Raw genomic sequence first — 11568 nt, forward strand, 5'->3', positions numbered from 1 at the left:
AGAAATGAAGCACGCCATACTGGTAACAGCATATAAGAATCCACAGCAATTAAACGAACTGGTAGACTTCTTCGATGAAGACTATTCATTCTATATCCATATAGATAAGAAAAGCCGGATTACCGATTCTGATATTAAGATACTGGAATCGAAGCCTGCCGTTAAGCTCGTATCGCGGGAATACAGAGTCAACTGGGGCAGCGTCGACCACCTCAAAGCAATCCTCCTTTTATCGAAGGAATGCGCGAAAGACAAAGACATAGATTATGTCCACCTGATCACAGGACAGGATTTTCCTGTAAAGTCGCCGCAACAGATATCCGGTTATCTGAAAGAGAATCATGGAACAGAGTATCTTTCGGCCAGGCCACTACCTATTAAAACCTGGATAGAAGGAGGACTTAACAGGGTTATATATTACAATCCATATGAGATTTTCAATGCTAAAAGCTGGCAACGTTTGTTTATCAAAGCATTTGTACAGATGCAAAAGATTGTAGGATATAAGAGGGAATTACCATCCGAATTAAACAGTCTCTATGGAGGTTCAACCTATTGGACTCTTACACTTCCGGCAGTTGAATACTACCTCAGCTTTATCGATAAGCATCCGAATGTTCTCGAAACTTATAAATATACATTTTGTGCCGAAGAAATCTTTTTACATTCCATATTGATGAATTCTCCATTCAAAGAAAAGGTTGCAAAAAAGAACCTGAGATACATGTTATGGGAAAACAGGGACGGAGTATATCCTGCCAATCTGGACGAAAGGGATTTTGAGGACATTATCCGTTCAGAGGCGTTTTTCGCAAGAAAGTTCGAATACCCTGTATCCGGGACATTACGGGACAAGCTAATTAGGTATTTATCAGGATCTAATAGCGATTAGAATCCTCCAAGGCCTCGCGTATATTGCCGAAAACAGCCGCCAACAGGAAACGCACCTGCTTAAGCCCATCTTCGTCAATTCCTGCCAGAGCAGCATCCATGGTCTGATATACTGCTTTATTGGCCTTGTCTTTTATTGATTTACCAAGATCCGTGAGGAATATATAATTGGAGCGCCGGTCTATAGTGGAGGCATTACGATAGACAAGATTTTGTTTAGCAAGATTATCGATCAGGCGTGTCATACTGGGCTTATCTTTAAATGTGGAATTACATAAGGTCTGTTGGGTAACGCCATCTTCGCGCCAAAGGAAAGCTAATACCGTCCATTGTTCGGGAGTAATATCGAGACCTTCTTTACGAAGGTTGCGGTACATCATACGGTTAATAGCCATCGACACTTTTCCGTTGATGATAGGGAAGATAAGATCCTGATCTCCATCCAAGCTGAGTATTTCTTCATTTTCCATTGACGGTTCCTCTTATATTGTATACAAATGTAAGATAAGAAGTCCGCTTATCAAAGATTTTTTAAAGCTTTAGCATTTGTTATATAAATAAAAAGCTCTATCTTTGCACCTCATTTGCAAAAATGACATGTTTAATTTATAATTATTTAATTTATGAACAATTACGAAACCGTTTTCATTTTGACTCCCGTTTTGTCTGATGTACAGATGAAGGAAGCGGTAGAAAAATTCAAGACTATTTTGACCAATGAAGGGGCGAAAATAGTAAATGAAGAAAACTGGGGACTTCGCAAACTGGCTTATCCAATCCAGAAGAAATCCACCGGTTTTTATGCGATGTTAGAGTTTGAAGCTGATCCGGCTGTTATCGCTAAACTAGAAATCAACTTCCGCCGCGACGAACGTGTTATCCGCTTCCTGACTTTCCGCCAGGATAAGTTTGCACACCAGTACGCAGAAAAGAGAAGAAATCTAAAATCACCTAAAAAAGAAGAAGTAAAGGAGAACTAAATTATGGCACAGCAATCAGAAATCAGATATTTGACTCCGCCTTCAGTTGATGTCAAGAAAAAGAAGTACTGCCGTTTCAAAAAGAACGGTATTAAGTATATTGACTATAAAGACCCTGAGTTTTTGAAGAAATTCCTTAACGAACAGGGAAAAATCCTTCCTCGCCGTATTACCGGAACATCTCTGAAATTCCAACGTCGTGTTGCACAAGCTGTAAAAAGAGCCCGTCACCTAGCTTTGCTTCCTTACGTTACAGACTTAATGAAATAATAAAAAGGAGGAAAAAGAAATGCAAGTTATATTAAAAGAAGACATCCTTAACTTAGGATATAAAGATGAAGTCGTAACTGTGAAAGACGGTTATGGACGTAATTACCTTATACCTCAAGGTAAAGCTGTGATAGCATCAGAGTCTGCAAAGAAAGTTTTGGCTGAAAACATGAAGCAACGCGCTCACAAACTTGAGAAAATCAAGAAAGACGCAGAAGCTTTGGCTGCCAAACTTGACGGCGTATCACTTACTATCGGAGCAAAAACAAGTTCTACCGGTACTATATTTGGTTCGGTTACTAATATTCAAATAGCTGAGGCTCTTGAAAAATTAGGTTACAATGTAGACCGTAAAGTGATCATCATCAAAGATGCAGTAAAAGAAGTAGGTACTTACAAAGCAACAGCTAAGCTTCACAAAGAAGTTTCTGTAGAAATTCCTTTCGAAGTAGTTTCTGAATAAGATACCGTTAAATATAGAAAAGAGAGTTGTTTATCGACAACTCTCTTTTTACTTTTACCAAGCCTTAACAAAATATAAAAGATAAATATTATCTTTATAAACTAACTATTAATAATAAATACAACTTATGAAAAATTTAACAAAAACTACCCTTGGCATTATTGCTATTGTATTCATTTCTTCGTTTTTAACCCAATGTAGCGATGCAAAAAATGCTGCTGTCACAAAGTTTCTGGAAGTTACCGCTGAACAACTAAACAAACAGGCTCCAATCCAAATGGGAAATGGTTTGACTATGGAAAAAGTTTCTGTTGAGGAAAACAAAACATTAAAATACAACATCCTTGTTGCAGACGAAATGGCTGGTCTGATAAATGTTACGGACGGAAAAGACGCTGCTATAAATTTAATCAAAGGTTTGCCTGAATTTGAACAAATCAAAACATTTGAGGTAACAATTGTTTATTCCTATTACGATTCCAGCAAGAAAGTTTTAGGTGAGATAAAAATTACTCCGGAGGACTATAAATAAAAGTCTTGACCCCTCATATAATAAAGAGGCTGTCCAAAAAGTAATTTTATCTCTCCGAGAATTGAATATTTGAAAACAATCTCAGATAACACTCTTATTCTAATATCAATATGACACACCAATAGGTTAAATAAATATAATTTAACAGAAATAACGCACAATAATTAACTTAAAAAGAATACATTTATAATGTATAATTAACAAAAAAAATAACCTTATGGAAAAAGAATTAACTACACTAAATGAGACAAGTGAGTTCAAAGAACTTACAAAAGAGGAAATGGCTGCTATTAATGGAGGATACGCTATCGGGGACTACTTAAAAGATTTATATGAATCTGCTGGGGCTGCTGTTGCGGCTGGAGCTGCGGCTGGAGCTGCGGCTATTCGTTAAAATTCATTTTTAGTTTCAAAAAAAATCTGTCCGATTTCCGATTATCCGGACAGTCTCATTATAAGAAGCCGAAAGACAAAACATAGTCTTTCGGCTTTTTCATATAAATAATGTGGATGGAGAGCTATTTCGATAATAATTGTTTGTTTTGGACAAATACTTTATCTATGTATATATGACTTTTAGCCGATAGCTCTTTGACAGATTGATATGAGGATTTAAAGATTCAAGGTTTAATGATTTAAAAATTGAAAATATGTAAGAAGCTGTAACTTTTGTTACCTTTTAACAAGTAGTAAGTAAACAGTTACAAATAGACAAGATACAAGTTGTTAACTGCTAACTGAATAGTGTTACTCCTGTTACTTTTTAACCAAATATGGTTAACAAATGCAAATACAACAATGAAAAAGCAGTAAAAAAAAGTGTCAGATCTGTCAGATTTTAACTATACATAGTTAATAAATACAAATAAGGCCAATAGTTGAAATTCCCGATTTTCGTGCGCTTGCTCTAATTAATAATTGCTTCTTGCTACTTTGTTACCTTTTTGCGCCTTAGCATCTTTGTGCGAGGATACTGTTTACTGAAAACTGTTAACCATAAACAATAAAAATACAGCGCAAAACAAAATAGATAAAAACTATATCTAATTTCCCTTTATAATCCTCTGATTTTCAATATAGGCTATTCGATTACATAAGAAAAAAGCAATCCTTTTTAACTTAAAATCATAAAAAAATAGTAACTTCGTACGGTTTAAAAGATTAATTATCAAAATCTTTTCAGACACTAAATAACAAATAGGTCTGCGACCTTTACTTGTTTATATTATAAAAATCAAAAATAGAAGCTAATATGAAAATCGGATTTGTAGGATTAGGCAAAATGGGCGGTAAAATGGTAGAGCGCCTGTTGAATCATGGACACGAAGTAGTTGCTTACAACTTAACTCAAAAAGAAATAGATGAAGTAGCTTCAAAAGGAGCTATACCGGCTTCCAGCCTGAAAGACCTTGTGAGTAAATTGGATGGGCGCAAATTGGTGTGGTTAATGGTTCCTGCCGGTAAACCTGTGGACGGAAACATTGCCGAACTGCTTACATTACTTAATCCAAACGATATAATTGTAGACGGTGGCAACAGCTACTGGAGAGAAACTGTAGAACGTGGAAAGAAGGTAAAAGAACACGGAATTCATTACCTCGATTGTGGCACAAGTGGTGGCGTATGGGGACTTCAGAACGGATACTGCCTGATGTATGGTGGTGACAAGGAAGCCTGTGACTTCGCCGAACCGATCTTTAAAAGTCTTGCCCCAGAAAACGGCTACATGCGCTGCGGCGAAAGCGGTTCCGGCCATATGGTAAAAATGGTGCACAATGGAATCGAATATGGCATGATGCAGGCATATGCGGAAGGATTTGAGATAATGAAAAATTCACCATACAATGTAGACTTAGAAAAAGTTTCCCGTGTATGGATGGAAGGTTCGGTTGTCCGCTCATGGTTGCTCGAACTGATCGGTAATGCACTTGAAGGAAACGAAAATCTGGATGGCATCAAAGATTATGTAGCCGATAGCGGCGAAGGTCGTTGGACTGTACAGACAGCTATGGATTTTGATGTTCCGGCACACGTTATCACAGCTTCACTTTTCACCCGTTTCGAGTCGAGACAGGAATCGTCTTATGCAATGAAATTACTGGCAGCTATGAGGAATCAGTTTGGCGGCCATGAAATAAAGAAAGACTAACTTAGTTACGAGTTATAAGTTATGAGTTATAAATGTACAGATAATCTTATAACTCTTATCTTGTAATTCGTACCTCGTAACTAGAATACGATGAAACCAAAAATAATAAAAGATCAGGCACTGGTCATATTCGGTGCATCGGGAGATCTTACATACAGGAAACTGGTTCCTGCTATATTCGATTTGCATAAACAGAATTCACTTCCTAAAAACTTTGCAGTATTGGGAGTGGCTCGTAGTCCTTTTACGGATGACTCTTTCCGTGAAAAGATGAAAGATGGTATTAAGCAATTCGCTACCGCTAAGGACGTCTCTGATGAAGAATTAAATACATTCTGCCAGAAACTTCATTATCTGTCTATCAATACAGATGACGGTAAAGAATACTCGAAGCTGAAAGACCGTTTAGACCTGCTCGACAAAGAAGAAAATACTGCAGGAAATTATATTTTCTATTTATCTACGCCACCTGCGCTCTATCCTCTCATACCTAAATTCCTGGCAGAACAGGGCTTGAACAAAGAAGACTATAATTTCAGGCGGATTATTATAGAAAAACCTTTCGGTACAGATTTGAAATCTGCCATTTCGTTAAATACTTCTTTACGCGAAGATTACGATGAAGAGCAGATATACCGTATCGACCATTATCTGGGTAAGGAAACTGTACAGAATATGCTCGTTACCCGTTTTGCTAATGGTATCTATGAACCTCTGTGGAACAGGAATTATATTCATCACGTCGAAATCACGGCTGCCGAAAGTATTGGCGTCGAAAATCGCGGAGGATATTACGATCATTCAGGAGCATTGCGCGACATGGTACAAAATCATCTGCTGCAATTAGTGGCTCTTGTGGCAATGGAACCCCCGATGTCTATAGACTCGGTTTCGATACGGAACGAGAAACTGAAAGTATTTCAGGCTTTCCGCCCTATGTCGAACGACGATCTGTTCAAAAATGTCATTCGTGGACAGTATACAGCTGCTAACATAAAAGGTAAATATGCCAAAGGTTACCGGGAAGAAAAAGACGTGGATAAGGATTCACGCACCGAGACCTATGTAGCCATGAAGTTGTTTATTGATAACTGGCGCTGGGGAGATGTCCCTTTCTATATCCGCACCGGAAAACGTTTACCGACACGGGTATCGGAAGTAGTTATACATTTCAAGCCGGCCCCTCAACGATTGTTTCCGGAAACTACGGACTTAAACAATGACGACAACCAGTTGGTAATAAGAATACAGCCCGATGAAGGCATCCTGCTGAAAACAAAGATGAAAGTGCCGGGAAGCGGTTATCAGGTAAAGAATGTGAATATGGATTTCCATTACTCACAGTTGCAAGATACTTATCTGCCCGAAGCATATGAACGTCTGCTGCTCGACTGCATGGTAGGCGATTCTACATTATATATCCGGGGCGACGCCTTGGAAGCCACATGGAAATTCGTGCAACCACTGCTTGATTTCTGGGAGAAGAATCCGGATGCGCCATTACATGGTTATCCTGCCGGATCATGGGGCCCTAACTGCGCCGATGACCTGATTGAAGAAAAAAATCTGACATGGAGATATCCTTGTAAGAATCTGTCTGACGATGGTATATATTGCGAACTATGATAAAAGAAGAGATTAAAGTTTATGAAGATCCTAACGCTTTAAGCAAAGGATTCACCGAGTTTGTACTGAAATTGCTGGATGTATATCCGCACATCAACCTGGCCCTGTCGGGAGGGACCACGCCTAAGGTAATTTTTGACTATTGGGCCGAAAATTGTAAAGAGTCTATCGACTGGAACCGTATCTCCTTTTTTTGGGGAGACGAACGTTGCGTACCACCGGAAAATGTGATGAATAACTTCGGGATGACAAAGGATCACTTATTCGACAAAGTGCCGGGCATTCCGAACAACAACATCTATCGTATACACGGAGAAAACGAACCCGAAGAGGAAGCATTATGGTACGGCACAGTTCTGAGATCGAAACTGATGCAAAAACAGGACATGCCGAGTTTTGAAATCGTTATGCTTGGGCTAGGTGACGACGGACATACTGTATCTATTTTCCCTAATCAAATAGAACTCTGGGATAGTAAAGACATCTGTGTTATCGGAGAGCATCCTGAAACAGGTATGCAGCGGGTGACTATCAGTGGTAAAGTAGTGAATAACTCACAGTATGTTGTATTCCTTGCTACAGGAAAAAACAAGGCCGAAAAGGTCAGAGATATATTAAAGAACCGGAAAGAATACCTGAATAAATACCCTGCGGCGAAAGTAAATCCGAAAAGGGGCTATTTGTATTGGTTTCTGGATGCAGAGGCGGCAAGTTTACTGTAACTACGCATAGGAATAAAAAAGGATGGTTGTAAAACCATCCTTTATTGTCTTATCTTGTTTGTTCTATAAACAACCTTAGTCTATCTATATAGTCCCTATTATTCGATAATCGCGGCACTTTGTTTTGCCCGCCCAGTTTCCCTATCGATTTCAGCCATTCATTAAATGTTCCTTTTGGCAAACTTTTTACAATAGGTAAACCTAAAGAGAGATTATAGGAACGTTTCGCCTCATAGTCCGAGTTTACCCTTTTCAGGTTATCATCCAAAGACTTGACAAACTTATCCAAATCGTCGGGCTCGACGGAAAACTCGATAAACCACTCATGGGCACCGGTATTTTCATCTCCAAAATAAACGGGAGCGGCTGTATATTCAGTTATCTGTGCACCTGTATCTTTACAAGCTTCGGATAAAGCTCTTTCAGCATTGTCAATGATAATCTCCTCTCCGAAAGCATTGATAAAGTTCTTTGTACGACCTGTTATCCGGAACAGATAGGGACTGGTAGACGTAAACTCGATAGTATCACCTATCATATAGCGCCAAAGCCCGCCATTGGTAGAGATGAGGAGTGCGTAATTCTGCCCGGTCTCCACTTCGTCCAATGTCTGTGTCTTAGGATTTTCACTATTCCATTCACTCATCGGAACAAATTCGTAGTAGATACCGCTATCCAGCATCAGGAGCATATCTTTCGATTTATCGGAAAACTGTACTCCGAAGAATCCTTCCGAAGCATTGTACGTTTCCCAATAACGCATTTCAGGCTTTTGTATGATCTTCTTATATTGTTCTTCGAATGGGGTGAAACTGACCCCCCCATGGAAGAACACTTCCAGATTAGGCCAGATATCAGTCAGTTCGCGCCCGGTATCAGCCTTTATTTTTTTCAAAAGGACAAGCAACCATGAAGGTACACCCATGAATGCCCTTACATCGTTCTTTACAGCATAATCTGCTAATGCCTGCAACTTAACCTCCCAATCAGGTAGCAGGGAAATACTCTCAGGAGTACGGCTTCTCTTAGCCCAGAAATACAGGTTCTTGATCAATATAGCAGATATATCTCCGGTGAAGATCCCGTCTCCGATATTATTTATCTGCTTACTTCCTCCCAAAACTAATGTCTTTCCGAAAAAGAATCTGGCCTTATGATTTGCCTGACCATATATAGCAAGCATCTGCTCCCCACATTTGTAGTGACCTTTTGTCAGAGATTCTTGGGTGACAGGGATGTATTTACTCTTATCCTCGGTAGTGCCGGACGACATAGCAAACCACTTTATGGGTTTGTTCCACAAAACACTCTGCTGTTTATCTATCAGTATCTTATCAAGATAGGGACGCAAATCTTCGTAATGGAAAACAGGAACCCGCTTTCTGAAATCGTCTTTATTCTTGATTGAGGAAAAGTTGTATTGCTGACCTATTAGTGTTTGTGCTCCATTTCGAAGCAAATAGGATAGTATTTTTTCCTGAGTATAGATTGGTTTATTGATAAATCCGGCAACTTCTTTATATTTGAAGTCCAGATATTTGTGAGCAATATTGGTTATCATCCGATTTTGCTTATTCGTCGTAGCTTTTCTTCGTCTATTATCTTGATTTTCCGGCCGTCGAGTGTAATTATATGTTCATCAACAAATGTAGACAGCGTCCTGATTGCATTTGAGGTTGTCATATTCGACAAATTGGCAAGGTCTTCCCGTGACAGATAGATACTGATAGTGGCACCGTCCTCTTCCAATCCGTAGTTCTCAATAAGGAAGATAAGCGATTCAGCTAAACGTCCCCGGATATGTTTCTGCGTAAGATTAACTACCCTTTCATCAGCAATACCCAAGTCTGTAGATAGTTCCCGGATAAAGAACATACCTAATTTTGAATTTATAGAAACTATCTCTTCAATAATCTGCATAGATATAAAACAAATAGTAGAGGCCTCAAAAGCCGAAGCCGCAGTCACATACGGCTGGTTTGCAAAATAGGCTCGATACCCGAAATATTGTGTAGGACGTATCATTCTGATTATCTGGCTACGCCCTCCTACCCCATCTTTATAGATCTTGACTTTCCCTTTACATAGGCACATCAATTCCTGAGGAGTCTCTTCTTCTCTGTAGATTACCTCATTCTTTTTATAGTCAAGAATCTTCGCGTTTGCCGAAATTAAGTCACGTTCCTTATTATTCAACAAATCCCAAATCTCCGGAATACATTCCGATATACTTACAACATTGCTGCTATCTGCTACCATAGAGAAAAGCTTGATATATAAATCAGGTTCAATAATTAACTTAAAAACAAAGTTAGCATTTTTTTATATAAAACATGTTACAAAACATATTTTTAACGCATTATGCCATCTTTTTATAAAAAAGGTCTTGAGATTAATTATTATTTCTCTTTGAATATTACAATAATAAGACTATTTTTGCACCACCAAAAAAGAGAGCTGTGAAAGCTAACTTTTTCTTATACATTTGAATAAACTTGTAATAATTAAAATAAACCCGTTAAGATGAATGTATCTCTAACAAATGTTGATAGCGTAAATGCTATTCTACAAATCAGTGTGGCTAAAGCTGATTATCAGGACAAACTTGATAGTGCACTGAAAACTTTCCGCAAAAAAGCAAATGTACCGGGATTCCGTCCGGGCACTGTACCTGTAGGCATGGTAAAAAAGATGTACGGTAAATCCATAATGGCCGAAGAAATAAATAAAATAGTAGGTGAAAGCTTATATAACTATATCCAAGAGAATAAATTGAACGTGCTTGGCGAACCTCTTCCTAACGAAGAAAAGCAACAAGCGATCGATTTCGCAACAGAAGGCGACTACGATTTCTATTTCGATATAGCACTTGCTCCTGAAATTAAACTATCACTGACAAAGAAAGATAAAGTTACTTACTACAAAATTGATGTAAACGAGGAACTTGTTGATAAACAAATCGAGTCTTACAAAGCAAATTACGGTAAGTATGACAAGATAGAAGACGGCGCCCTTGCAACCGACCTTATCAGAGGTACTATCTCGGAACTGGAAGGCGGCAAAGCAAAAGAAGGCGGCATCAGTGTAGAAGCAGGCGTAGTAATGCCATCTTACATGAAAGATGCTGATGAGCAAGCTAAATTCGTTGGAGCTAAAGCCGGAGATGTGATCACATTCAATCCGGGGAAAGCATATGAAGGAAATGAAACAGAGATCGCATCACTACTTCACATCGAAAAAGATGCAGTAGAAGCCATTGCTCCTGAATTTAAATTCGAAATCACTGAAATCACCCGTTACAAAGAAGCTGAACTGGATAAAGACCTGTTCGACAAAGTATTCGGAGCAGATACAGTAAAAGATGCAGCTGAATTCAAAGCAAAGGTAAAAGAAACTATCGAAGACCAGTTTGCTCCGGATAGCGATTACAAATTCTTGTTGGATGCAAAGGAACTTCTGGAGAAAAAAGTCGGAGATATTCAATTCCCGGATGCTTTCCTTAAAAGATGGCTGTTAGCATCAGGTGAGGAAAGAACAGCAGAATCCATCGAAGCAGATTATCCGAAAATTGTGGCCGACCTGAAATTCCACCTCATCAAGGAACAAATCGCAAAAGATTATGATATCAAGATTGAAAATGAAGATATGAAAACTATTGCAATGCAGGCAGCAAGAGCTCAGTTTGCGCAATATGGCATGATGAATCTGCCGGACGAAATGGTTGAAAACTATGCAAATGATATGTTGAAAAACAAAGACAACGCACGCAACCTGCTCGAACGCGCAATGGAAAACAAAATAATCGATGCATTAAAAACAAAATTAGGTATAGAAGAAAAATCCATATCACTGGATGACTTCCGCAAATTCTTCGAAAAAGAAGATGACAAACAGGAAGAAGCATAAACCTGAATGAAATTATATAACGGGCAGAA

At 38.7% G+C, this 11568-nt stretch carries 13 protein-coding genes; 10 read left to right on the top strand and 3 right to left on the bottom strand.

The features are described from left to right. The first annotated feature begins 4 nt into the window (after positions 1 to 4). A complete protein-coding gene (locus tag HMPREF9455_RS06040; RefSeq protein ID WP_006798737.1) occupies positions 5 to 892 on the top strand; it encodes a beta-1,6-N-acetylglucosaminyltransferase in 888 nt (295 codons plus the stop codon). Here the strand turns inward: HMPREF9455_RS06040 and HMPREF9455_RS06045 are convergent. After that, positions 879 to 1361, bottom strand: coding sequence for a MarR family winged helix-turn-helix transcriptional regulator (locus HMPREF9455_RS06045; protein ID WP_006798738.1), 483 nt, complete (start codon positions 1359 to 1361; stop codon positions 879 to 881). The two genes, HMPREF9455_RS06040 and HMPREF9455_RS06045, sit on opposite strands and share 14 nt — an antisense overlap. A 153-nt stretch (positions 1362 to 1514) precedes the next feature. Between HMPREF9455_RS06045 and rpsF the strand changes: the two genes are divergently transcribed. The 8 genes from rpsF (at position 1515) to pgl (ending at position 7633) form a co-directional block, all read left to right on the top strand. Further along, the gene (rpsF, locus tag HMPREF9455_RS06050; RefSeq protein WP_006798739.1) at positions 1515 to 1871 is read left to right on the top strand and encodes a 30S ribosomal protein S6; all 357 of its coding nucleotides are present in this window, start codon (positions 1515 to 1517) and stop codon (positions 1869 to 1871) included. After that, on the top strand, positions 1872 to 2141 hold the full coding sequence (rpsR, locus tag HMPREF9455_RS06055; protein ID WP_183305946.1) for a 30S ribosomal protein S18: 270 nt from the start codon (positions 1872 to 1874) through the stop codon (positions 2139 to 2141). A gap of 19 nt (positions 2142 to 2160) precedes the next feature. Continuing rightward, positions 2161 to 2604 (top strand): 50S ribosomal protein L9, encoded by a 444-nt coding sequence (gene rplI / locus HMPREF9455_RS06060; RefSeq protein WP_006798741.1) that lies wholly within the window; start codon positions 2161 to 2163, stop codon positions 2602 to 2604. Between the two features lie 127 nt (positions 2605 to 2731). Further along, positions 2732 to 3136, top strand: coding sequence for a hypothetical protein (locus HMPREF9455_RS06065; RefSeq protein WP_006798742.1), 405 nt, complete (start codon positions 2732 to 2734; stop codon positions 3134 to 3136). 217 nt (positions 3137 to 3353) lie between these two features. After that, complete coding sequence (locus HMPREF9455_RS20980) at positions 3354 to 3530, top strand: Blp family class II bacteriocin (RefSeq protein ID WP_006798743.1); 177 nt, start codon at positions 3354 to 3356, stop codon at positions 3528 to 3530. Between the two features lie 858 nt (positions 3531 to 4388). Next, the gene (gene gnd / locus HMPREF9455_RS06070; RefSeq protein ID WP_006798744.1) at positions 4389 to 5285 is read left to right on the top strand and encodes a phosphogluconate dehydrogenase (NAD(+)-dependent, decarboxylating); all 897 of its coding nucleotides are present in this window, start codon (positions 4389 to 4391) and stop codon (positions 5283 to 5285) included. A gap of 90 nt (positions 5286 to 5375) precedes the next feature. Further along, a complete protein-coding gene (gene zwf, locus HMPREF9455_RS06075) occupies positions 5376 to 6911 on the top strand; it encodes a glucose-6-phosphate dehydrogenase (protein WP_006798745.1) in 1536 nt (511 codons plus the stop codon). Continuing rightward, positions 6908 to 7633: a 6-phosphogluconolactonase gene (gene pgl, locus HMPREF9455_RS06080; RefSeq protein WP_006798746.1), complete on the top strand. Its 726-nt coding sequence runs from the start codon at positions 6908 to 6910 to the stop codon at positions 7631 to 7633. Before zwf ends, pgl begins: the two co-directional genes overlap by 4 nt. A gap of 49 nt (positions 7634 to 7682) precedes the next feature. Here the strand turns inward: pgl and HMPREF9455_RS06085 are convergent, their stop codons facing one another. Both HMPREF9455_RS06085 and HMPREF9455_RS06090 read right to left on the bottom strand, forming a co-directional pair. After that, entirely contained in the window at positions 7683 to 9194 is a 1512-nt protein-coding gene (locus HMPREF9455_RS06085) for a GH3 auxin-responsive promoter family protein (protein WP_006798747.1), read from the bottom strand. Then, the gene (locus HMPREF9455_RS06090; protein ID WP_006798748.1) at positions 9191 to 9892 is read right to left on the bottom strand and encodes a Crp/Fnr family transcriptional regulator; all 702 of its coding nucleotides are present in this window, start codon (positions 9890 to 9892) and stop codon (positions 9191 to 9193) included. Before HMPREF9455_RS06090 ends, HMPREF9455_RS06085 begins: the two co-directional genes overlap by 4 nt. Before the next feature lie 264 nt (positions 9893 to 10156). On the opposite strand from HMPREF9455_RS06090, the gene tig reads away from it, so the two are divergent. After that, the gene (gene tig / locus HMPREF9455_RS06095) at positions 10157 to 11539 is read left to right on the top strand and encodes a trigger factor (protein WP_006798749.1); all 1383 of its coding nucleotides are present in this window, start codon (positions 10157 to 10159) and stop codon (positions 11537 to 11539) included. Positions 11540 to 11568 lie beyond the last annotated feature (29 nt).

The organism is Dysgonomonas gadei ATCC BAA-286 (assembly GCF_000213555.1).
Classification (GTDB): domain Bacteria; phylum Bacteroidota; class Bacteroidia; order Bacteroidales; family Dysgonomonadaceae; genus Dysgonomonas; species Dysgonomonas gadei.

What these genes read in the sequence shown, in the direction of transcription:
- HMPREF9455_RS06040 (WP_006798737.1), top strand. Translation starts at nt 5, where the DNA reads ATGAAGCACGCCATACTGGTAACAGCATATAAGAATCCACAGCAATTA.
- HMPREF9455_RS06045 (WP_006798738.1), bottom strand. Translation starts at nt 1,361, where the DNA reads ATGGAAAATGAAGAAATACTCAGCTTGGATGGAGATCAGGATCTTATC.
- rpsF (WP_006798739.1), top strand. Translation starts at nt 1,515, where the DNA reads ATGAACAATTACGAAACCGTTTTCATTTTGACTCCCGTTTTGTCTGAT.
- rplI (WP_006798741.1), top strand. Translation starts at nt 2,161, where the DNA reads ATGCAAGTTATATTAAAAGAAGACATCCTTAACTTAGGATATAAAGAT.
- HMPREF9455_RS06065 (WP_006798742.1), top strand. Translation starts at nt 2,732, where the DNA reads ATGAAAAATTTAACAAAAACTACCCTTGGCATTATTGCTATTGTATTC.
- HMPREF9455_RS20980 (WP_006798743.1), top strand. Translation starts at nt 3,354, where the DNA reads ATGGAAAAAGAATTAACTACACTAAATGAGACAAGTGAGTTCAAAGAA.
- gnd (WP_006798744.1), top strand. Translation starts at nt 4,389, where the DNA reads ATGAAAATCGGATTTGTAGGATTAGGCAAAATGGGCGGTAAAATGGTA.
- zwf (WP_006798745.1), top strand. Translation starts at nt 5,376, where the DNA reads ATGAAACCAAAAATAATAAAAGATCAGGCACTGGTCATATTCGGTGCA.
- pgl (WP_006798746.1), top strand. Translation starts at nt 6,908, where the DNA reads ATGATAAAAGAAGAGATTAAAGTTTATGAAGATCCTAACGCTTTAAGC.
- HMPREF9455_RS06085 (WP_006798747.1), bottom strand. Translation starts at nt 9,194, where the DNA reads ATGATAACCAATATTGCTCACAAATATCTGGACTTCAAATATAAAGAA.
- HMPREF9455_RS06090 (WP_006798748.1), bottom strand. Translation starts at nt 9,892, where the DNA reads ATGGTAGCAGATAGCAGCAATGTTGTAAGTATATCGGAATGTATTCCG.
- tig (WP_006798749.1), top strand. Translation starts at nt 10,157, where the DNA reads ATGAATGTATCTCTAACAAATGTTGATAGCGTAAATGCTATTCTACAA.